The sequence below is a fragment of the Gordonia sp. NPDC003424 genome (assembly GCF_053588655.1).
In genome coordinates, this window is record NZ_JBSFQJ010000004.1 from 145,768 (window position 1) to 165,710 (window position 19,943).

Consider the following 19,943-nt stretch of genomic DNA (forward strand, 5'->3'; position numbering starts at 1 on the left):
ATTCCGAATTCTGGCTCATGGCTGACCAGTGTATGAGCCGGGTCCGACGGCGAGGATTTCGGCTCTCAGCTGCGCGGGGGTCAGTGGTTCGTCGAGCAGGCGACCGAACCGCGCGAGCCGGTCGTGCGCCGGCGCGAGATCCAGCCACTCCCCCAGCAGCCGGTAACCCTCGACGTAGGTGGAGATGTAGGCCCGCCACAACGGTGAGGTGAGGAACCGCAGCATCTGGCGGGCCCGTTCCGGTGGCGTCAGCAGCCAGCGCTGCAGGAACTCTGCCACCGAATCCTGGTCTGCCCCACGGTCGTGAAGCAGCAGCGCCGCGTCCTGGCGCACGCCGAGCAGACCCGCCGATGCCCGCGAGATCCGCTGGGCGCGCTCCCCGTCGAAACGCAGTCCGAGGTCGGCGTAGATCTCCTGGGCCCACCGCCCCCAGTCGGGGCCCATGGCCGCATGCAGCGCATGATCGGCGAGCCCCTCGGCCATCAGGCATTGCGGCGTGTTGACCAGGAAGATGGTCTGCTCGGCCTGCCCGCCGCCGACCAGGATCTGTTCCTTGCGGCAGTGTTCGGTGTGATGCCCGGGATAGGCCTCGTGCGCGATCAGGTGCGGCAGAGACGACATGTACTGCGTCAGATCGGTGTTGATGGCGACGGTGGAACGGTAGCCGCCGAGGTAGTAGTTGAAGCCGGACCACGGTTTGTCGCCGACGACCTCGAACTCGACGATCTCGTTGTCCGGCAACGGATATGTGTCCCGCACCCGATCCCGCAGCGCACTGGCGAAGGCGCGGACACACTCGTCGACGCGGTCGGCCGGGATCTCGTCGGCACGTTTGTGCGCGGCGTAGGCGTCGGCCAGGGCGCTCCCCGAGGCACCGGGCACACCGAGTTCGGCGGCCAGTGCCGCGTGCGCATCGCGGTAGCCGTCGTCGTCGTTCATCGCGATGTCGACGTCGAAGTAGGCCTTCACCTCGTCGACGAAACCGATCTGTTCGCCGGCGAATTTCCGCGCCGAGCACTCGAGGGCGGCGAGGTGGGACTCGACGAACGCCGCCCGCGGCGCGGGGAGATCGGCGGGCAGCTCGCCGCGCAGTCCGCGCGCCCGATCGGCCAACTCGCTCGGCTCGGGTGCCGGAGCGTTCGCCACCTCGGCGCGCAGCTGGGGGTCTCCGGTGAACGCGTCGACAAAACCTTCTTCGAGTCGATCGAAAGCCAGTCCCAGGCGCAGGTAGTCGGCGACCACCGGGGACATCGGAGTCGAGGTCATGGTTGTGCACGGTACCCACCGGTGACGGATCGTGCGTGGGGCGATGCATAAGCTGTACGCCATGGCACGCGATACAACCGGGCGCGACCCCAGTCTGTATCTGGAGCTCGACCGCCGGCAGTGGCGCGACCTGCGCGAATCGATGCCGATGGTGCTCAACGAAAGTGACCTCGCCCAACTCGTCGGCCTCGGCGAGCAGGTGGACCTCGACGAGGTCGCCGACGTCTATCTCCCCCTCTCCCGTCTGATCCATCTGCAGGTGGCTGCCCGGCAACGTCTGTTCGCGGCGACGTCGACCTTCCTTGGCGAACGGCAGACCAACCGGCAGGTGCCGTTCGTCATCGGGATCGCGGGCAGCGTCGCCGTCGGCAAGTCGACGACCGCCCGCGTGCTCGCCGCCCTGTTGGCGCGCTGGGAGTCCCATCCCAAGGTCGATCTCGTCACCACCGACGGTTTCCTGCTCCCGACCAAGGAGCTCGAACACCGAGGAATCATGCACCGCAAGGGTTTTCCGGAATCCTACGATCGCCGGGCACTGCTGCGGTTCGTCACCGAGGTCAAGTCGGGCGCACACGAGGTGACCGCGCCGGTGTACTCACACATCGCCTACGACATCGTCCCCGAGGTCGCCCACTATGTACGCCAGCCCGACATCCTGATCCTCGAGGGCCTGAACGTGCTGCAGACCGGCCCGACGCTGATGGTCTCCGATCTGTTCGACTTCTCGATCTACGTCGACGCCAAGACGGCCGACATCGAACAGTGGTACATCTCGCGATTCCTGAAGATGCGCACCACGTCGTTCGCCAACCCGGATTCGCACTTCCATTACTACGCAACGCTGACCGACGATCAGGCGACGATCGCGGCGCGCGATCTGTGGACCTCGATCAACCTGCCCAATCTCAACGAGAACATCCTGCCGACCCGGCCGCGCGCGACGCTGGTGCTGCGCAAAGACCCCGATCACTCGATCAACCGGGTTCGCTTGCGAAAGCTCTGAGCGAACCACCAGCCCACCGGATTGTGGGTCGCTTCCACCCGCCGGTTGAGTAGCCCCGAGCGAGCGAAGCGAGGACGAGGCGTATCGAAACCCTCGTGCGGAGACCTAGATCACACCGCAGCCGGAAGTTTCATCCGCGTCAGAGTAGTAAACTTAATTATTGTTAACGCACAACTGAATAGCGCACAAGAAATACACCACCGTGCGCGAGCGGCCCTCGCGCACTCACTATTTCGGGGGTGAGGTCAATGGCGACCACACACAGAGTCAGCAGTATCGGCCACAGGATCAGCGGTCGCAGGCTCTCGGCCGCAGCCATGATCGGCATCGGAGCAGCCGTCCTACCCATCGCCGCCATCGGCGTCCACGACACCTACGGATTGTCGGCCCCGGTCAGCCGCTACGACCACACCGAATTGGCAAGCCTGGTCAGCAACATCACCCCACGCTCAGCGGTCACCACCACCAGCGACGGACAACACAACGCCGGCCTCGCCTCCACCGCCGACGTCCTCACCGCCCTCCAACAAGCCACCGCCAACGGTGACGCCAGCCCGGCCATCACCCACCTCGCCGACAATGTGCGTGCCGCGATCAGGCAACTCACGGGGCAATCGCTTGAAGACGTGGTCGCCCAACTCAACAGCGGTGGCGGCAACACACCCACCTCGACGGTCACCACCACAGCGGTCGGCTACACCACCAACAGCGGGCAACAGCTGATGTCGTCTGACAGTCTGACGTTCGACAACGTCGTGTCGTCGGTCGTCAACGGGGCGCAAGACATCTACCTGGCAATCTGGAACAGCGCCGCCTCAGTCGGCGCCACCCCCGGCGCGTTGATCACCATCAACGCCGACGGCATCGACCTCGGCTTCCTGCTCACGGTGAAGCAGGGCGACAACGGCGTCCAGATCTCCAGCTTCGGCATTCTCTGGGTCGGCAACGGCAACAACGGCAGCAGCGAAAAGGGGGAAAGCGCCGACGGCCAAGACGGCGGACTGCTCTGGGGCAACGGCGGCAACGGGGTCACCGGCTACGACGGCAACGGCGGAAACGGCGGAAACGCCTGGCTCATCGGACTCGGCGGCAACGGCGGCAACGCCACCAACGGCGACGGCGGAAACGGCGGAAACGGTGGACTGCTCTTCGGCGGCGTCACCACCAGCAGCACCGGCATCACCCTCCTCTTCGGCAACGGCGGAAACGGCGGAAACGGAAGCGTCGCAGGCGGCGACGGCGGCAACGGTGGCAACGGCGGCAACGCAGGACTCCTCGGCGTCGGCGGTGCCGGAGGTACGGGAGGCGACGGCAGTCTCGGCAGTCTCGGCGGCACCGGGGGTATCGGTGGCAACGGCGGCACCGGAGGCCTCCTCGTGGGCACCGGCGGCAATGGCGGCAACGCCGGCAGCAACATGAACTCGGAAGCCGACGGCGTCCGTGGCGGAAACGGTGGAAATGCCGGCCTGATCGGCACCGGCGGCACCGGTGGCAACGGCGGCAACAGCGAGGCGGTCGGCGATGGCGGCACCGGTGGCAGCGGGGGCAAGGGCGGACTTGTCGCCGGCGACGGCGGCAAGGGCGGCACCGGGGGAACCGGCGGAATGGGACGCATCTTAGGGACCGGGGGGACCGGTGGGGCCGGGGGAACCGGGGGCGACGCCGGCCTCGTCGGCACCGGCGGCGACGGCGGCACCGGCGGTAACGGCGGCAAGGGCATGGCTACCGAGCACAGCAACGGCGGCAATGGCGGCACCGGCGGCAGCGGTGGCAACGCTACCGTCATCGGCAATGGCGGCACCGGCGGCACCGGCGGCAGCGGCGGCACAGACGGCATCGGTGGTGGCAGCGGCAACCACGGGGATGGTGGCACCGGTGGCAGTGGCGGTGCCATCAGCGGCACCGACGGAGATACCGGCAGCAGCACAACACAGTGAGGGCAGGTCGGCCCACCCACGTGGGTGGGCCGACGTGCGCTGCCAACAGCAGACGCACACCGGGATTGACCACTCCGGGGCATCGCCTTCCCCCGGAACCTGATACCCATCACCCAGTTCGCTCGGTGACCTATCTTGCCGGACAACGGTTTTGGCGATGTGGACGATGTCGGTCCCCGCCGGTCCGGCGATCTCGACGTCACCGCCTGTCGGATGCCGCCATATACCCCGGACATCCCGGTACCCCGGTACCCCGGTACCCCGGAGCGACACTCACTTGCCGAACCGACGACTCCTGGCCGCGTAATCACGCAGTGCGCGAAGGAAATCCACCCGACGAAACGCCGGCCAGTAGGCCTCGGTGAACCAGATCTCCGAATAAGCGCTCTGCCACAACAGGAATCCGGAGAGCCGCTGCTCACCCGAGGTGCGGATGACGAGGTCCGGGTCGGGCTGGCCCCCGGTGTAGAGGTTGCGGTCGATCGCTTCGACGGTCACCGCGTCGATCATCTGCTCCGACGAGTCGCCGGCGTCGAGACGCTCGGACAGCAACGATCGCACGGCGTCGACGATCTCCTGCCGTCCCCCGTACCCGACGGCCACGTTCACGTTCATCCCGGAACGACCGTGGGTGCGGTCGGACGCCGCCTTGAGCCGGGCCGCGACCGCGTCGGGCAGCGGATCGAGGTTGCCGACGATCCGCACACGCCAGTCACCGGGCCCGGAGATCTCGTCGACGATGTCCGGCACGATCTCCATCAGCGCGTCGAGTTCGGCGGAGGCCCGTTCCAGATTCTCGGTCGACAGCAGATAGATCGTGACGGTCTCGATGTTCAGCTCGGCACACCAGCTCAGCATGTCGGCGATCCGCTGCGCCCCGACCCGATGGCCGTGACTGACGTCCTCGAATCCGGCCTCCCGCGCCCAGCGCCGATTGCCGTCACAAATGATCGCGACGTGGCGCGGCAGCTGCGCGGGATCGAGCGTCTGCACGACACGACGCTCGTACACGCTGAGCATGGGTCGCCGGAGCCGATCGGGAAGAAGCTTCATCGGTGTTCGATCCTAGGGCATCGTCACCGCCCCTAGAACGATCCCGGCAGAAAGTTACGGTACCGTAGGTTTCGTGAACAGCCTGACCGAACCACTCGAGGCCGCCCAACGACCCCGCCTGCGCGGGGTGATCCACCAATATGCGGCTGTCGCCGCCGCACTACTCGGGGTCGCGGTGGTGATCGGCGCCGCCGTTCTGCAAGGCACCGGCGCCGCCGTCGCGTGCGCCGTGTACGCGGTGACCGTGGTCGGAGTCTTCACGGTCAGTGCCATCTATCATCGCATCGCCTGGAAGACGCCGCGCGCGTACGTGCGGATGAAACGCGCCGACCATTCGATGATCTTCGTGTTCATCGCCGGCTCATACACCCCGTTCTGTGTGCTTGCCCTCCCCGAGAACGTGCGCTGGTGGGTACTCGGCATCGTGTGGGCCGGCGCGCTCGCCGGGGTGACACTCAAGCTGATCTGGCCGAGCGCGCCACGCTGGCTCGGCGTGTCGCTCTACATCCTGCTCGGCTGGGTCATCATCGTCGTGGCCCCGTCACTCGTGGCCGAGGCCGGCATGACCGTGGCCGTCCTGCTCGCGCTCGGCGGGGTCTTCTACAGCATCGGCGCAATCCTGTTCGCGGTGCGCTGGCCCAACCCCTGGCCGGCCACCTTCGGTCATCACGAGTTGTTCCACGCCTGTACCGCGGTGGCCGCTCTGCTGCACTATGTCGCCGTGTGGCTGGTGCTGATCGGCTGAGGTGCCACCGGTCAGCTGCGCGCCAACGCGTTCAACACCGCGGCACTGGTCTCCCAGCCCATGCACTTGTCGGTCACCGACTGGCCGTAGGTCAGGGGCCGGGCGTCGGGCGACTGCGCACCGGGTTCGAGGAAGCTCTCGAGCATCACGCCGGAGATGGTGACCGCGTGACCGGCGGTGCGTGCGGCCCGGATGGTCGTGGCGATCTCCTCGGCGACCAACGCCTGCCGGACATGGTCCTTACCCGAATTGGCGTGGCTGCAGTCGATCATGACCCGCTGCGGCAGGGACGCCTTCGCGAGTGCGGCGACGGCGCCGGCAACGGATCCGGCGTCGTAGTTCGGGCCGTCGGTGCCCCCGCGCAGGATCACATGGCAGTCGTCGTTGCCGGCGGTCTCCACCACGGCGCCGTGGCCGAAGTCGTCGACGCCGAAGAAGACATGTTGTGCGGACGCGGCCTTCACGCCGTCGATGGCCACCTGCACGTTGCCGTCGGTGCCGTTCTTGAAGCCGATCGGCATCGAGAGACCCGACGCGAGCTGGCGATGCACCTGCGACTCGGTGGTGCGCGCGCCGATCGCGCCCCAGGCGACCGCGTCGGCGATGTACTGCGGGCTGGTCGGTTCGAGGAACTCGCAGCCGACGGGCAGGCCGAGGTCGATGATGTCGAGCAGCAGCGAGCGCGCGGTCCGCAGACCTCGCTCGACGTCGAAGGTGCCGTCCATGCCGGGATCGTTGATCAGGCCCTTCCAGCCGACAGTGGTGCGTGGCTTCTCGAAGTAGACCCGCATGACGATCTTGAGGCGGTCGGCGTACTGCGCGGCCAGCGGCGCGAGGAGGCGCGCGTAGTCGAGTGCGGCGATCGGGTCGTGCACCGAGCACGGTCCGACGACGACGAGCAGCCGGTCGTCACGTCCGGCGAGGATGTCGGCGATCTCGTCACGATCCGCCTGCACGGCCAGCGCCCGCCGAGCGGTGAGCGGCAGTTCGCTGCGGATGGTGTCCGGCGACGGGATCGAGCGGAAGGATGTGATCCGGCGATCCGAGGTGGATTCCGCGGTCACATCGGGGAGGGTGGTCATGGTCACTGCCTTTCGGGGTCAGGCCCTGTCGGTCTCGGTGGGCGCCCCGGTTGGTTTCACCGCGTGCCGGCGCCCTTGAAATGACAAGAGCAGCGACCTGCTGGTCGCTGCTCGGGGCTCCGGGTCGTGGTGCGCGCGCTGGTGGTCAGCGCTTCATCGCAGGCTCACCCGGAGCCTCGATAAAGCGCCAATAGGCGCGTGCGGTGATGATCACGTCGGTCAGGCTAGCACGCGCAGAAATCAGCGCCAATCAGCCCTCCGAACGACGCGAGATCACGGGTGCCCGCGATCGATGAGCTGGCTGAGCACGATGATCGACTCGGAGTGGTCGACCGGACCCGCGCTGCGGATACGTTCGAGCGCCTGCTCGAGATGCCCGACGTCGCGGGCCCGCACGCGCAGGATCGCGTCGGCCTGACCGGTGATCGTCGCCGCGCTGACCACCTCGGGAATGGGTTCCCACGCGGCGCGCAGCACCTGGGGCGAGATGTTGCCCCGGCACGAGACCTGCACATACGCCTCGGTGTTCCACTCCATCGCGTGGGGATCGATCACCGCGGTGAAGCCCTTGATCACCCCGTCGTCGAGCAAGCGGTCGACTCGCCGCTTGACGGCCGGCGCCGACAATCCCACCTCGTCGCCGATTTGCGCATAGGTCGCCCGCGCGTCGCGGGTGAGGCAGGCGAGCACCTTTTCGTCCAGATCATCGAATCCACGCAACGTTTCTTCATCTCCTACCGGACTGCATAACTTTCGTTGCACTGATGCGCAATGAACGGCGATTGATTGCGCCAGATAACGAGAATAGCCTCGATTCATGACGATCACGAGCCCCTCTGTGCCCTCCGGGGCCATGCCCTCGGTGTCCCCGACCTGTCACACCGCCCCGAGACTCCCGCGCACCCGGACCTACGCAATGACCCCGCCGACCCATTTCGCCGTCGAGTACGTCATCAACCCGTGGATGGATCCGACGACACCGGTCGACACCGCGCGCGCCGTCGAGCAGTGGTCCACGTTGCGTGACCTGTTCGTCTCGCTGGGGCACGCGGTCCACATCGTCGACCCGCAGCCCGGGTTGCCCGACATGGTCTACGCCGCCAACGGCGGATTGAGCGTGGGCGGCGCCACCATCGCCGCGCGTTTCGCGTTCCCGCAGCGGGCCGCCGAGGGCGATCACTACGCCGACTGGTTCGGCACCAACGGGCACGGACCCGTGCACCGGACCGACGGTATCCAGGAGGGCGAAGGCGACTTCCTGGTGATCGGCGGGCGCATCCTCGCCGGCACCGGCTTCCGCACCGACCGGACCACGCATGCCGAGATCGCCGCCCTGACCGGCCTCCCGGTGATCACCCTCGAACTCGTCGACCCCCGCTACTACCACCTCGACACCGCTCTCGGCGTGCTCGACGACGACAACATCGCCTACTACCCGCCGGCCTTCTCGCCCTCCTCGCAGATGGTGCTGGCCGAGCTGTTCCCGCACGCCATCATCGCCTCCGACGACGACGCGGCCGCGCTCGGGCTGAACCTCGTCTCCGACGGGCATCACGTCGTGATGACCGATGCCGCACCACGACTCGCGGCCGCACTCCGCGCGGCCGGCTACGAGCCGATCGGCATCGACCTGTCCGAGCTCCTCAAAGGCGGCGGTGGCGTCAAGTGCTGCACCCTAGAATTGAGGGCACTGCACGACGACCCCGCCGACGTGGCCGTCGAAACGGAGGCCGATATGCCGCTGATCGCCGAACCCCATGTCGCGCACAACTATTCCCCGTTGCCCATCACCGCCGCGACCGCCGAGGGCGCGTGGATCACCGATGTCGACGGACGTCGCTATCTCGACTGTCTGGGGGCGTACTCGGCGGTGAACTTCGGCCACCGCAACCCGCGGATCGTCGCGGCCGCGATGGATCAGCTGCAGCGTGTGACACTGACCAGTCGCGCGTTCATGTCGGATCGTCTCGAACCGTTCTGCGCCGCATTGGCGACGTTGTGCGGCAAGGACATGGTCCTGCCGATGAACACCGGCGCGGAGGCCGTCGAGTCCGCGATCAAGGTGGCCCGCAAATGGGGTTATGACGTCAAGGGCGTCCCCGACGGTCAGGCGAAGATCATCGTGGCCGGCGGCAACTTCCACGGGCGCACCATCAGCATTGTCAGCTTCAGCGACGACCCCGACGCCCGCAGCGGATTCGGTCCGTTCACACCGGGTTTCGTGACCGTCCCGTACGGAGACGCCGCCGCCGTCGCGGATGCCATCGATGCGAACACCGTCGCGGTGCTCGTGGAACCCATCCAGGGCGAGGCGGGCATCGTCGTCCCGCCCGACGACTATCTGCCGCGGATCCGCGCCCTGTGCACCGCCCACGACGTGCTGATGATCGCCGACGAGATCCAGTCCGGACTCGGACGCACCGGCACCACATTCGCCGTCGAGCACTGGGGTGTGCAGCCCGACGTGTACACGCTCGGCAAGGCGCTCGGCGGCGGCATCCTGCCCGTCTCGGCGGTGGTCGCCGACTCCGACGTGCTCGGCGTCCTGCATCCGGGCGAGCACGGCTCGACGTTCGGCGGGAATCCGCTCGCGGCAGCGGTGGGACTCACGGTGGTGGACATGCTCGCCGAGGGGACGTGGCAGGCCCGGGCGGCCGAACTCGGCGAGCGCCTGCACAGCCGCTTGCGCACGCTGGTCGGCAATGGCGTGATCGCGGTGCGCGGCAAAGGCTTGTGGGCCGGCATCGACGTGGATCCCGCACTCGGTACCGGCAAGGAGGTCTGTCTGCGGCTGTCCGAGCTCGGCGTCCTCGCCAAGGACACCCACGGATCGACACTTCGGCTGGCGCCGCCGCTGGTGATCACCGAGGACGAAATCGATTGGGCGGTGGACCAACTGGCGAAGGCCGTCAGTCGCTGAGCATGTCGAGCCGGCGCTGCAGGTGCCGCCGTTCAGCCGGGTTGCGGACATGCGTGAGCGCTTCGGTGAATGCGCTGCGCGCCTCGTCTTCTCGCCCGAGCCGAGCCAGCATCTCGGCTCGGGCGGCATGCCAGAGATGATGGTCCGACAAGCCGGCGACGTCGTCGAGGTCGTCGAGGCCACGTGCCGGACCATCCGCCATGCCCACCGCGATCGCCCGGTTCAGCCGCACGATCGGGCTGGGGTTCATACGTTCGAGGATGGCGTAGAGCTCGGCGATGGTGGTCCAGTCGGTGTCCGCAGAACTCATCGCGCGGGCATGGATGCCGGCGATCAGCGCCTGAATCCGGTAGGGCCCCACACCCGGTCGCGCGACGGCCGTCGCCAGCACGTCCCGGGCGCGGGTGATCATCGCGTCATCCCACCGCCCGCGATCCTGGTGCTCGAGCGTGACCAGATCGCCGTCCTCGTCGACCCGGGCGGCGAATCGGGAGCGGTGGAACAACTCCAGCGCGAGTAAGCCGTGTGCCTCGCCGTTGGCGTCCATCAGCGAGGTGAGCACCTCGGACAGCCGGATCGCCTCTTCGGCGAGGTCGACGCGGACGAGTGCCGCGGCGTCACGGTCGGTGGCGAGGTACCCCTCGTTGAAGATCAGATACAGCACCGCGAGCAGCGCGTCGACGCGGCCGTCGAGATCGTCGGGGATCACCAGCGGGATCCTCGCGTCACGGATCTTCCGTTTGGCGCGCACGATCCGTTGCGCCAGAGTCGATTCCGGAACCAGGAAGGCGGCGGCGATCTCGTTCGTCGTGAGTCCCCCGACCAGGCGCAGGGTGAGTGCGGTCTGGGCGGCGACATCGAGCGCGGGATGACAGCACAGCAGCATGAGGCGCAGACGCTCGTCGCCGACCTCGGCGCCGGTGCGGACCGTCGGGAGCGATACGTCGGCGTCCACGGGCTCGTCGGCAGTCAGATCCCTTGCCGCGGCAGCCAATCGGCGTCGAGAACTCGCGCTCCGCCGCAGCTGGTCGACCATCCGGTTGCGTGACACCGTGAACAGCCAGGCGGCCGGGTTGTCCGGAATTCCCTTGGTACGCCAGGTTTCCATCGCCTGTAGGAGTGCGTCCTGCACGCAGTCGTCGGCGAGGTCGACGTCGTCGAACCGGGCGGCGAGGAGAGCAAGCACGCGCCCGCTCTCCTCGCGCGCCACCGCCGTGACCGCGGCGTCGACGACGTCACCCATGGATGACCGCTTGTGCGCGTCAGGGATTCGCCGGTGTCGGGGTGCCGTCCGGCCCCGCATAGAGCCGCACCGGCCGCACCTCCACCACCCCGAACGGAAGCGGGATCTTGCCCGCCCACGCCAGGGCCGCGTCGAGATCCTCGACCTCGATCCGGTAGTAGCCGGCGAGCTGTTCTTTGGCCTCGACGTAGGGCCCGTCGGTGATGGTCGGTGACGTGCCGAGCGCGATCCGCATGGTCGTGGCCGAGCTGCTCGGTGTCAGGCTGGCGCCGTCGACGAGGACACCCGCCGACGCCAGGGCACGACCGTAGGTGGTCCATGCCTCACGCATTTCGGCGAAGCCGGGGTCGCCCGGAGCGGGCGCGGGGACGGATTCGTCGAGGGTGATCGCCAAGATGTACTGCATTGTGGGGTCCCTTCGGTCGGCGGATCCACGAGGTCCGTGAATCCGATGATGACAGCCCGATGCCGCCGTCACCCCTATGACGCAGCGATCGCCCCGGATCGACATCGGTGATGTGCCTATTCTCGAGAGGTGTCCGAACCTCGCATGCATCACCGGGTCCTGCTCGTCCGCCACGGTCAGACGGAGTGGTCGTTGTCCGACCGTCACACCGGCAGCACCGACATCGATCTCACCGAACGCGGCGAGACCGATGCGCGGAATCTGCGGGGGATCGCCGAGAGGCTGCAGCTGCGAGACCCCTACGTGCTCGCCTCGCCGCGCCGCCGGGCCCGGCGCACCGCCGAGCTCGCCGGGTTGCGGGTCGACGAGGTCGACGATCGCCTCGCGGAATGGGACTACGGCGACTACGAGGGATTGACCCGACCACAGATCCACGCCGAGCACGATCCCGACTGGGCCATCTGGACCAAGGGCGCGCCCAACGGGGAGTCGGTGGAACAGATGACCGCTCGGGTCGATGCCGCGGTCGAGGTCGTCGGCCGACGGCTGGCGGCCTCGGACGTGATCGTCGTGTCGCACGGACACTTCTCCCGATCGTTCGTCTGTCGGTTCCTCGGCTGGCCGATCGCTCACGGCGCCGACATCGACCTCCGCCCGGCGGGTGTGGCACTGCTGCAGGACGTCGGCGGCGATCGCCGCCTGTCGACACTCGTCGGCCCGGAGGGTGCGGCGGCGACGCGATCGGCGGTGTGACCGGCCGCGCTACCCCGTCGCCCTACCCCGCGGGCCCGAGCGCTTCCGGCATCTCCTCGCGTCGGCCGGCTTCCTTGAGTTCGACGAAGATCGCGTGAGTCGGCGTGGTCCCGATGTTCGTCCCCTGGTGATGCTGCGCATCGAGCCAGCGCACCGCGAGCGGCTCGAGTTCCACCTCGGCCTGCCGATCGTCGACGGTGAGGCGTCTGCGGAAGTGCGCGAGCGGGATCATCACACTGTCCGGGTGATGGTGCGTGTGCGTGGCGTCGCCGGGCTCGTCGCGGTACTCCAGGACCCGCACGTGGTCGTTCTCGAGGAGCACCCGGTACAGCGTGGGATCGGTGACGATCGGGTCGGTCGCGACCGTGTCGATGTCGGACATCGTGTCCTCCTTCGTGGGCCTTTCATGGGATCTCTGTCCCATTACGGAACAATGGTACCGTGAAGCCGTGGCGGCGTCGAGACATTCCCCGGCCGGGCGGGCGGTGCCCTATGAAGCGGGAGGCCGGGCACGCCAGAAGCAGCGCACCCGGGAGGCACTGGTGGCGGCCCTGCACGAACTGATGGCGACCACCGCCTCGCCCACCGTCGACGAGGTCGCCCGGCACGCGGGCATCTCCCGCACCACCGCTTACCGCTACTTTCCCGACCAGACCGCGCTGATCTCGGCCGGCTATCCGGAGATCGCCGAGAGCCCCCGGTTCACCGGTGACCGCCCGGAGGATGCGGCGGCCCGGGTGCGGGTGGTCGTCGACCTCCAGCTCGACATCATCGAGAAGTGGGAAGCGCAGTTGCGGGCCGCGCTCCGGACGGCGCTCGACACCGATCCCGACCGCGCCCCGCTGCGGGGTGGGCGGGCGATCGGCTGGTTCACCGCGGCACTGGCCGTGCTCGGCCCGTCGTGGTCGGGCGACCGGACTCGTCGTGCCGCACTCCGGTTGCGCGCGGTGGCCGGCATCGAGGCGTGGATCTGGCTGGTCGATGTCGCCGGGGTGTCCCCAACCGAAGCGCGTGGCATCATCCGCGACAACGCCGACGCGGTGTTGCGATCAGCGCTCGACGAGCGCTGAGCCGTACCGCCCGCCTACTCGCCGAGTATCAAGCCCATCTCCACCACATCCCACAGTTCGCCGTTACGTCGGCGATAGTGGCTGCGCCGCAGCCCTTCCCGTACGAATCCGCGCGAGGAGTAGAGGCCGATCGCGGCCTCGTTGTGCGGCCACACCTCCAGGATCACCTTGTGCGCGTCTCGGCGTCGGCTCCAGGCGAGCAGCGCATCGACCAGGGCGCCACCCACACCTCGACGCCGCCACTGTAGCGCCACCGCCATACCGAAGGTCGTGACCCCGGGCAGTACGGTGAAGACCGCGACAAAGCCGATGACGGTCCCCGACTCATCCACGGCGACAACGGCATACGACGAATCAGCGTCGAGCACGTCGAGAAACCTCCGCGCGAAGTCGTCGACGTCGACGGGTGGCTCGGTGCCCAGCCACCGCCCCTCGGCAGCGACGCGGGCCCGCAGCTCACTGACCACGACGGCGTCGTCGGCCACCGCCTCGCGGACGGAGAACGCCGCGATATCAGTCACTGCGCTTGCCGAGCAGGATGTCGATCGCGTCGGCGTCGACGACGGGCGCCTTGCACACGGTCCCGTGGCAGACATACGCCGCGTCGACACCGTTGACGGTCCCCCGACCGTTGAGGAGTGGAACCGAATCACGTTGCCCGGCAATGATGATGGTTCCGCCGGGCGCGACCGACCACACGTGCGCGGCGAGCTCACCGGTGCTGTCGGGAGCCTGCGCGACCGCAACCCGCAGCGGACCCGACAACCGCGTCTGCGCCACCGCAAGCCAATGCCCCGCCGAGCGAGGCAGCTTCGCCAGCAACACCGCCGCGCGCGCCAGCGTGGCGTCGAGCAACTCCGCGTAACCGGTGGCCCGCCCGAACGGGGCGAGCGCGGATGCCACCAGCAGCGCTTCGGCCGCCAGCGATGCGCCCGACGGCGTCGCGCCGTCGACCGGATCGCGAGGCCGCGTGATCAGGCCCTCACCCGTCGCGTCGAACCACGATCCCGGCGCCGCCGGATCGGCGAACCTGTCGATCATGGTGTCCAGCAGCGCCAATCCGTCATCACACCAAGTCTCTTCGCCCGTCACCTGATGCAGGGTGAGCAACGCGGTGACCAGCGCGGCATGATCGTCGAGTCCCGCGGCCGGCACCCCGACGGCGCCCCCGAGCGACGACCGCCGCAGCTGCCCGTCGACGATGTGGGTGTCGATGAGCGACCGGGCGCACCAGGCCGCGAGTTCGATCCAGTCCGGCCGCCGCAGGCCCGCACCGGCCTCGGCCAGCGCGGTCACCGTCATCGCATTCCAGCCCGTGACCACCTTGTCGTCGCGAGCCGGTTGCGGACGGAGTGCGCGCGCGGCGAGCAGACGCTCCCGCACGGACGCGAATCGTGCGGGGTCATCGGGGTCCGAGCTCAGCTGCAGCGTGGACCGGCCGTGTTCGAAGGTGCCGGTGTCGGTGACCTCGAACAGCGTTGCCGCCCAGCCTCCGTCGTCGTCACCGAGGACCTCGGCCAGTTCCGTCGGCGTCCACACATAGGTGGAGCCCTCGACGCCGGCGGCATCGGCATCGAGCGAGGACGCGAACCCCGCCGACACGCGGAGATCACGCTGCAGGAACGTCACGGTTTCCTCGGTGATGCGCTGCGCCAGCGGATCACCGGTGCGGCGCGCGAGATGGGTGTAGGCGCGCAGCAGTTGCGCGTTGTCGTACAGCATCTTCTCGAAATGCGGTATCACCCAGTCGTTGTCGACCGCGTAGCGGGCGAATCCGCCGGCGAGCTGGTCGTAGATGCCGCCCCGTGCCATCACGTCGCACGTGCGCGCGGCCGCGGCGAGCGCGGCGGGGTCGCCGGTGCGTTCCGAGGAGCGAACCAGCCCCTCGAGCAACGCCGACGGCGGGAATTTCGGCGCCCCACCGAAGCCACCGGCCGTGCGATCCTCGTCGTCGAGGACCGCGGTGACCGCGAACTCCAGGAGCCGGTCGTCGAGCGAGATGTCGGCGACGGGTAACGCAGCAGCGTTGGCCTGCAGGTGTTCTCGCACCTTGACGCCCATCGCGTCGATCTGGTCGCGGCGCTGCAGCCAGGCCTCGCTGACCGCGCCCATGATCTGACGGAAGGACGGCATCTGCCCCCGCGGCGTGGACGGGTAGTAGGTGCCGCAGTAGAAGGGATCGCCGGCCGGGGTCAGGAAGCAGGTCATCGGCCAGCCGCCCTGCCCGGTCATCGCCACGGTGGCGTTCATGTAGATCGTGTCGATGTCGGGCCGTTCCTCGCGATCGACCTTGATGCACACGAAGTCCCGGTTCATCACCGCGGCCGTCGCGTCGTCCTCGAACGACTCGTGCGCCATCACATGGCACCAGTGACAGGCGGCATAGCCGACCGAGAGCAGGATCGGCACGTCTCGTCGTCGAGCCTCGTCGAGGGCGTCGGCCCCCCACTCCCGCCAGTGCACCGGATTGTCTGCGTGCTGCCGCAGGTAGGGACTTGTCGCGTCCCCTAACGTGTTGCGCTGCAACCGATCAGGTTCCGGCTGACTTTCGTTCATCGGCGTGCGCCCCATTCGTCGGGTCCACGGCACCGTTGTCGCCGGAATCGTCCGGCTCGGCGGCGAACGAGTCGGTGCCCTCGTCGAACGCCTGGTCGGCTTCCGGATGCTCGGTGTCGAAAGTCTTGGGCAGCTTCCTGAGTTGGGCGTTCATCGAGCGGATGAGCAGCACGGTGGCCACCAACAGCACCAGGATGATCAGCAGACCGAGCGGGGACGCCTTGCCGAACTCGGGCCCCTCCGGCTCCTGCGCGGCGAGGACACTGAGTCCGGTCACGATCGACGTCGGGCTCATCGTTCCTCGATTCCGGCGAACAGATCGGTCTCGGGGATCGATGTCTTCACCCGTGTCTGCGCGAGTTCGAACTCTTCGGTCGGCCACAGCCGTTGCTGCCACTCGAGCGGGACTGCGAAGAACACCCCGTTGGGATCGATCTGCGTCGCATGCGCCCGCAGGGCGTCGTCGCGCTGCGGGAAGTACTTGCCGCACTCGACCTGGGTCGTGATCCGGCCCATCAGATCACCGCGGCTGGGGTCACGCTCCCACCGTTCGAGCCACTCCTTGAACGGGCTCTCCTGACCGTGCCGCTCGAACTCGTCGGAGAACAGCACCATGCGGTCCTTGATGAACCCGTGGGTGTAGTACAGCTTCGAGACGGTCCACGGCGCGCCGGTGCCCGGGTACGCGTCGGGATCGCCGGCCCGTTCGAACGCCGCGACCGACACCTCGTGATCGCGGATGTGATCGGGATGCGGATAACCGCCGTGTTCGTCGTAGGTGATCATCACGTGCGGGCGGAACTCGCGCACCACCTTGACCAGCGCCTCGATGGGCTCCTCGATGTCGATCGCCGCGAACGAGCCCTCGGGTACCGGCGGCAGCGGGTCGCCTTCGGGGAGTCCGGAGTCGACAAACCCCAGCCACAGCTGCTGCACGCCGAGGGCTTTGGCCGCCTGCGCCATCTCTTCTTCGCGGATCTCGCTCATCCGGTCCTTGACACCGGGACGGTCCATCGCCGGGTTCAGGATGTCGCCTCGTTCGCCGCCGGTGAGTGTGACGACCAGGACGTCATTGCCTTCGGCGGCGTATCTCGCCATCGTCCCGGCGCCCTTGCTCGACTCGTCGTCGGGGTGAGCATGGACCGCCATCAGACGAAGCCCGGCGTGGGGCCCTCCTGCACGAGATTCGGTCACAGTTCCTCACCTTCGGATCGGTACTCCTCCCATGGTAGGTATTGACGCGTGAACAGTTCAGACGGGGGGACGGCGGCACCCGCCGATCCCGACGCGCCGCGCAGTGGTCCGCGTGCCACGTACCCGTCGACACAATCGTCGGCCAGTCGTCGTCGCTGGTTCTTGGGACTGTCGGTACTCGTCGTCGTGGCCGGCGTGGGACTCGCCTGGCTCGCCTACAACAGGTTCGCCACTCCCGATGTGTCCGGAGAGGCCACGGCCTACGAGATCCTGAACCCGTCCACCGTGTCGGTCCAGCTCACGGTGACCCGCAAGGATCCGTCGCGACCGGTGGCATGTGTGGTGCGTGGCCGATCCAAGGACGGCGACGAGACCGGCCGGCGCGAGATCCTGATCCCCGGCGGGTCACAGACCCAGATCGGCGTCCGGACCGAGGTCACGACGTCGAAACCGCCGGTGATCGGTGAGGTCTTCGGCTGCACCACCGACGTCCCCACCTATCTGACCCGCCCCGACACATGAGCGCGCCGACCCGCGATCGCGCGGTCTTCGCGACCGTCTCGAGCCCGTACTACGCGTTCGCGATGGCGCTGTTCGTCGGGGTGATGCTGATCAGCAACATCACCGGCACCAAGGGCGTCGTGTTGTTCGACGACTGGCTGCACCTGTCCGCCGGGCCCATCCAGATGAACGGTCTGGTCACCGACGGCGCGTTCTACCTGTTCCCGCTCGCGTATGTGCTGGGCGACGTGATCAGCGAGGTCTACGGCTTCCGCGCGATGCGCCGGGCGATCTTCGCGGGGTTCGCGATCCTCCTGCTGGCATCGATCTGCTTCTGGCTGACGATCGAGCTGCCGGCCGCCGGTTTCTACGAGAATCAGGACGCCTTCAAGGCGGTCGCCGGGGTGGTCCCGCAGTTCCTGCTGGCAGGGTTGGCGGGCTATCTCGCCGGCGAGTTCCTGAACTCGTTTGTGCTGGTCAAGATGAAGGAACGAGCCGGCGAGCAGCACCTCTGGGCGCGCCTCATCTCCTCGACGGTGGTGGGCGAATTCGCCGACACCCTGGTGTTCTGTTCCATCGCCGCATCGGCGCTCGGCATCTCCACCTGGGGCGACTTCATCAACTACACGGCCGTCGGGTTCGTCTGGAAGACACTCGTCGAAATCGTCATCATGCCCGTCACCTATCTGGTCTGCGGCTGGCTGAAACGACACGAGCCGAGCTACCAGGAAGCACTCTCCGAAGCACGCGCCGCGGAGGCGGATGTGCCATAGCTCTCACAGACTGGTATCCTGTACTGATACACGGCTCCGCGAGGGGTCGTGTTGCTGCATTTGGAGCAGTCCACATGTGCCGGGTGAAAAAGGAGCCCGGTGCGCGGACACCACGAAGGAGTGACCATGACCGACACCCAGGTGACTTGGCTGACGCCGGAGTCGCATGACCGCCTCAAGGGCGAGCTCGATGCGCTGATCGCCAACCGGCCGGTCATTGCGGCAGAGATCAACGAGCGTCGCGAAGAGGGCGACCTCAAGGAGAACGGCGGCTACCACGCGGCCCGCGAAGAGCAGGGCCAGCAGGAAGCACGCATTCGGCAGCTCCAGGAGCTGCTGAACAACGCCAAGGTCGGCGAGGCCCCCACCCAGTCGGGTGTGGCATTGCCGGGCTCGGTCGTCAAGGTCTACTACGACGGTGACGAGAGCGACACCGAGACCTTCCTGATCGCCACCCGCGAGGAGAGCGCCAAGGGCGGGTCCATCGAGACCTACTCCCCCAGCTCACCGTTGGGCGCCGCACTGATCGACGCGAAGGTCGGCGAGACCCGTGAATACAGCGTGCCGTCCGGCGCGCTGGTCAAGGTGACGCTGGTCAGCGCGGAGCCCTACCACAGCTAGAGCTCGTACTCGACCACTACGACCCGGCAGAGGCTTCCTCTGCCGGGTTCTGTCGTTTCTCCCCCCGGTTTGCGAGAACCCTCCGCAAGCTTTCGGGGGGTCTTTGCACAGTGTGCGGAAGAACCGCGGGTTGATCCGTGGGCCCACGGCACCGTGTTGGGTACCTTGGGGGGTACCTAGTGGGACGGATAGCCATGCCATCGCTCAACATCAGCTTCAGCGACGACGAACACCGCCAGATCCAGGAAGCGGCGAAGCGCCACAACATGGCGCTCAAACCCTTCGTCCGGGAGGCGGCGCTCAAGGCCGCCAGCGACTACCGCCGCGAAGTCCTCGATCTCGCGGATCGCATCGCGACGAGATCGGCCGAACTCAACAAGCGTCTCGAATGAGCGAGATCCGCTTCCCGGATCGCTGGGCGGTGATCACCGTCGGTTCGCGTGCTTGCGATTTCGTACTCATCGTCCGCGATGAGGGCCTGCTGCAGGCGGCGATCGCGCGACCACAATCCAGTGTGTTCGGCCTTGACGCGTATCCGACCGTTTTCGACAAAGCCGCCGCATTGATGCACTCCGTGGCGAGGAATCACCCGTTCGCCGACGGAAACAAGCGAACCGCGTGGGCGTCGGCGTGGCTCCTCCTCGGGCTGAACGGCATCGAACTCGCCGGCGATTTCGACGTCGATGATGCCGAAACGTTTGTGCTTGATGCGTCGCAAGGGACTGTGGATGACTGGCGTGACATCAGCGCGCATCTCCATCTGTTCGCCGACGTCGCGGCCCCGGAGTGCCCTGCCGGAAGTTGACGGACCCCGTCGCTA

Annotated in this window: 22 protein-coding genes; 11 read left to right on the plus strand and 11 right to left on the minus strand. The window is 67.6% G+C overall.

What is annotated here, in order from left to right; genetic code table 11:
* Positions 1–15: 15 nt before the first annotated feature.
* Positions 16–1,266 carry a DUF885 domain-containing protein gene (locus ACWDTI_RS08085; RefSeq protein WP_449737547.1) on the minus strand — a complete coding sequence of 417 codons (1,251 nt, stop codon included), beginning with the start codon at positions 1,264–1,266 and terminating at the stop codon, positions 16–18.
* A gap of 61 nt (positions 1,267–1,327) precedes the next feature.
* Here ACWDTI_RS08085 and coaA point away from each other — a divergent pair, with 61 nt between their 5' ends.
* Positions 1,328–2,269 carry a type I pantothenate kinase gene (gene coaA, locus ACWDTI_RS08090; RefSeq protein WP_449737548.1) on the plus strand — a complete coding sequence of 314 codons (942 nt, stop codon included), beginning with the start codon at positions 1,328–1,330 and terminating at the stop codon, positions 2,267–2,269.
* 317 nt (positions 2,270–2,586) lie between these two features.
* Entirely contained in the window at positions 2,587–4,206 is a 1,620-nt protein-coding gene (locus tag ACWDTI_RS08095) for a PGRS repeat-containing protein (protein WP_449737549.1), read from the plus strand.
* Positions 4,207–4,479: 273 nt separating this feature from the next.
* Here ACWDTI_RS08095 and ACWDTI_RS08100 read toward each other — a convergent pair whose 3' ends face one another.
* The gene (locus tag ACWDTI_RS08100) at positions 4,480–5,259 is read right to left on the minus strand and encodes an isoprenyl transferase (protein WP_449737550.1); all 780 of its coding nucleotides are present in this window, start codon (positions 5,257–5,259) and stop codon (positions 4,480–4,482) included.
* Positions 5,260–5,332: 73 nt separating this feature from the next.
* Here ACWDTI_RS08100 and trhA point away from each other — a divergent pair, with 73 nt between their 5' ends.
* Positions 5,333–6,004: a PAQR family membrane homeostasis protein TrhA gene (gene trhA, locus ACWDTI_RS08105; protein ID WP_449737551.1), complete on the plus strand. Its 672-nt coding sequence runs from the start codon at positions 5,333–5,335 to the stop codon at positions 6,002–6,004.
* Between the two features lie 11 nt (positions 6,005–6,015).
* Here trhA and ACWDTI_RS08110 read toward each other — a convergent pair whose 3' ends face one another.
* Both ACWDTI_RS08110 and ACWDTI_RS08115 read right to left on the minus strand, forming a co-directional pair.
* Positions 6,016–7,086: a 3-deoxy-7-phosphoheptulonate synthase gene (locus ACWDTI_RS08110; protein ID WP_449737552.1), complete on the minus strand. Its 1,071-nt coding sequence runs from the start codon at positions 7,084–7,086 to the stop codon at positions 6,016–6,018.
* Positions 7,087–7,359: 273 nt separating this feature from the next.
* Positions 7,360–7,806 carry an Lrp/AsnC family transcriptional regulator gene (locus ACWDTI_RS08115; RefSeq protein ID WP_449737740.1) on the minus strand — a complete coding sequence of 149 codons (447 nt, stop codon included), beginning with the start codon at positions 7,804–7,806 and terminating at the stop codon, positions 7,360–7,362.
* Between the two features lie 97 nt (positions 7,807–7,903).
* Between ACWDTI_RS08115 and rocD the strand changes: the two genes are divergently transcribed.
* Positions 7,904–10,006, plus strand: coding sequence for an ornithine--oxo-acid transaminase (rocD, locus tag ACWDTI_RS08120; protein WP_449737553.1), 2,103 nt, complete (start codon positions 7,904–7,906; stop codon positions 10,004–10,006).
* Here rocD and ACWDTI_RS08125 read toward each other — a convergent pair.
* On the minus strand, positions 9,996–11,249 hold the full coding sequence (locus ACWDTI_RS08125) for an RNA polymerase sigma factor (protein ID WP_449737554.1): 1,254 nt from the start codon (positions 11,247–11,249) through the stop codon (positions 9,996–9,998). The genes rocD and ACWDTI_RS08125 overlap by 11 nt on opposite strands.
* Positions 11,250–11,268: 19 nt before the next feature.
* Positions 11,269–11,655, minus strand: a complete 387-nt coding sequence (locus tag ACWDTI_RS08130) for a YciI family protein (RefSeq protein WP_449737555.1) — start codon at positions 11,653–11,655, stop codon at positions 11,269–11,271.
* 144 nt (positions 11,656–11,799) lie between these two features.
* Here ACWDTI_RS08130 and ACWDTI_RS08135 point away from each other — a divergent pair, with 144 nt between their 5' ends.
* Positions 11,800–12,408 (plus strand): histidine phosphatase family protein, encoded by a 609-nt coding sequence (locus ACWDTI_RS08135; protein ID WP_449737741.1) that lies wholly within the window; start codon positions 11,800–11,802, stop codon positions 12,406–12,408.
* A 22-nt stretch (positions 12,409–12,430) separates the two neighbouring features.
* On the opposite strand, the gene ACWDTI_RS08140 is transcribed toward ACWDTI_RS08135, so the two are convergent.
* A complete protein-coding gene (locus ACWDTI_RS08140) occupies positions 12,431–12,790 on the minus strand; it encodes a cytoplasmic protein (RefSeq protein WP_449737556.1) in 360 nt (119 codons plus the stop codon).
* Between the two features lie 67 nt (positions 12,791–12,857).
* Between ACWDTI_RS08140 and ACWDTI_RS08145 the strand changes: the two genes are divergently transcribed.
* Entirely contained in the window at positions 12,858–13,478 is a 621-nt protein-coding gene (locus ACWDTI_RS08145) for a TetR family transcriptional regulator (protein ID WP_449737557.1), read from the plus strand.
* Between the two features lie 14 nt (positions 13,479–13,492).
* On the opposite strand, the gene ACWDTI_RS08150 is transcribed toward ACWDTI_RS08145, so the two are convergent.
* Genes ACWDTI_RS08150 through mca form a run of 4 tightly spaced genes read right to left on the minus strand, consistent with a single transcriptional unit; the run spans position 13,493 to position 17,228 of the window.
* The gene (locus ACWDTI_RS08150; RefSeq protein WP_449737558.1) at positions 13,493–13,999 is read right to left on the minus strand and encodes an N-acetyltransferase family protein; all 507 of its coding nucleotides are present in this window, start codon (positions 13,997–13,999) and stop codon (positions 13,493–13,495) included.
* Complete coding sequence (locus tag ACWDTI_RS08155; RefSeq protein WP_449737559.1) at positions 13,992–16,034, minus strand: thioredoxin domain-containing protein; 2,043 nt, start codon at positions 16,032–16,034, stop codon at positions 13,992–13,994. Before ACWDTI_RS08155 ends, ACWDTI_RS08150 begins: the two co-directional genes overlap by 8 nt.
* On the minus strand, positions 16,009–16,329 hold the full coding sequence (locus ACWDTI_RS08160; RefSeq protein WP_449737560.1) for a hypothetical protein: 321 nt from the start codon (positions 16,327–16,329) through the stop codon (positions 16,009–16,011). Before ACWDTI_RS08160 ends, ACWDTI_RS08155 begins: the two co-directional genes overlap by 26 nt.
* Entirely contained in the window at positions 16,326–17,228 is a 903-nt protein-coding gene (gene mca / locus ACWDTI_RS08165; protein ID WP_449737561.1) for a mycothiol conjugate amidase Mca, read from the minus strand. The genes ACWDTI_RS08160 and mca overlap by 4 nt, the downstream gene beginning before the upstream one ends.
* Positions 17,229–17,276: 48 nt before the next feature.
* On the opposite strand from mca, the gene ACWDTI_RS08170 reads away from it, so the two are divergent.
* The 5 genes from ACWDTI_RS08170 to ACWDTI_RS08190 all read left to right on the plus strand — a co-directional run bounded on the left by ACWDTI_RS08170 (position 17,277) and on the right by ACWDTI_RS08190 (position 19,928).
* Positions 17,277–17,750, plus strand: a complete 474-nt coding sequence (locus ACWDTI_RS08170; RefSeq protein WP_449737562.1) for a DUF4307 domain-containing protein — start codon at positions 17,277–17,279, stop codon at positions 17,748–17,750.
* Complete coding sequence (locus tag ACWDTI_RS08175) at positions 17,747–18,502, plus strand: queuosine precursor transporter (protein WP_449737563.1); 756 nt, start codon at positions 17,747–17,749, stop codon at positions 18,500–18,502. Before ACWDTI_RS08170 ends, ACWDTI_RS08175 begins: the two co-directional genes overlap by 4 nt.
* A gap of 126 nt (positions 18,503–18,628) precedes the next feature.
* The gene (gene greA, locus ACWDTI_RS08180; protein WP_449737564.1) at positions 18,629–19,123 is read left to right on the plus strand and encodes a transcription elongation factor GreA; all 495 of its coding nucleotides are present in this window, start codon (positions 18,629–18,631) and stop codon (positions 19,121–19,123) included.
* A 194-nt stretch (positions 19,124–19,317) separates the two neighbouring features.
* Complete coding sequence (locus ACWDTI_RS08185; RefSeq protein WP_449737565.1) at positions 19,318–19,515, plus strand: antitoxin Phd; 198 nt, start codon at positions 19,318–19,320, stop codon at positions 19,513–19,515.
* Entirely contained in the window at positions 19,512–19,928 is a 417-nt protein-coding gene (locus ACWDTI_RS08190) for a type II toxin-antitoxin system death-on-curing family toxin (protein WP_449737566.1), read from the plus strand. The genes ACWDTI_RS08185 and ACWDTI_RS08190 overlap by 4 nt, the downstream gene beginning before the upstream one ends.
* Positions 19,929–19,943 lie beyond the last annotated feature (15 nt).

Excerpts from the sequence above, each read along its gene's own strand:
- ACWDTI_RS08185 (WP_449737565.1), top strand. The coding sequence starts at position 19,318 with ATGCCATCGCTCAACATCAGCTTCAGCGACGACGAACACCGCCAGATC.
- ACWDTI_RS08130 (WP_449737555.1), bottom strand. The coding sequence starts at position 11,655 with ATGCAGTACATCTTGGCGATCACCCTCGACGAATCCGTCCCCGCGCCC.
- ACWDTI_RS08085 (WP_449737547.1), bottom strand. The coding sequence starts at position 1,266 with ATGACCTCGACTCCGATGTCCCCGGTGGTCGCCGACTACCTGCGCCTG.
- ACWDTI_RS08155 (WP_449737559.1), bottom strand. The coding sequence starts at position 16,034 with ATGAACGAAAGTCAGCCGGAACCTGATCGGTTGCAGCGCAACACGTTA.
- rocD (WP_449737553.1), top strand. The coding sequence starts at position 7,904 with ATGACGATCACGAGCCCCTCTGTGCCCTCCGGGGCCATGCCCTCGGTG.
- ACWDTI_RS08125 (WP_449737554.1), bottom strand. The coding sequence starts at position 11,249 with ATGGGTGACGTCGTCGACGCCGCGGTCACGGCGGTGGCGCGCGAGGAG.
- ACWDTI_RS08190 (WP_449737566.1), top strand. The coding sequence starts at position 19,512 with ATGAGCGAGATCCGCTTCCCGGATCGCTGGGCGGTGATCACCGTCGGT.
- coaA (WP_449737548.1), top strand. The coding sequence starts at position 1,328 with ATGGCACGCGATACAACCGGGCGCGACCCCAGTCTGTATCTGGAGCTC.
- ACWDTI_RS08160 (WP_449737560.1), bottom strand. The coding sequence starts at position 16,329 with ATGAGCCCGACGTCGATCGTGACCGGACTCAGTGTCCTCGCCGCGCAG.
- ACWDTI_RS08175 (WP_449737563.1), top strand. The coding sequence starts at position 17,747 with ATGAGCGCGCCGACCCGCGATCGCGCGGTCTTCGCGACCGTCTCGAGC.
- greA (WP_449737564.1), top strand. The coding sequence starts at position 18,629 with ATGACCGACACCCAGGTGACTTGGCTGACGCCGGAGTCGCATGACCGC.
- ACWDTI_RS08140 (WP_449737556.1), bottom strand. The coding sequence starts at position 12,790 with ATGTCCGACATCGACACGGTCGCGACCGACCCGATCGTCACCGATCCC.
- ACWDTI_RS08110 (WP_449737552.1), bottom strand. The coding sequence starts at position 7,086 with ATGACCACCCTCCCCGATGTGACCGCGGAATCCACCTCGGATCGCCGG.
- ACWDTI_RS08095 (WP_449737549.1), top strand. The coding sequence starts at position 2,587 with ATGATCGGCATCGGAGCAGCCGTCCTACCCATCGCCGCCATCGGCGTC.
- ACWDTI_RS08100 (WP_449737550.1), bottom strand. The coding sequence starts at position 5,259 with ATGAAGCTTCTTCCCGATCGGCTCCGGCGACCCATGCTCAGCGTGTAC.
- ACWDTI_RS08135 (WP_449737741.1), top strand. The coding sequence starts at position 11,800 with ATGCATCACCGGGTCCTGCTCGTCCGCCACGGTCAGACGGAGTGGTCG.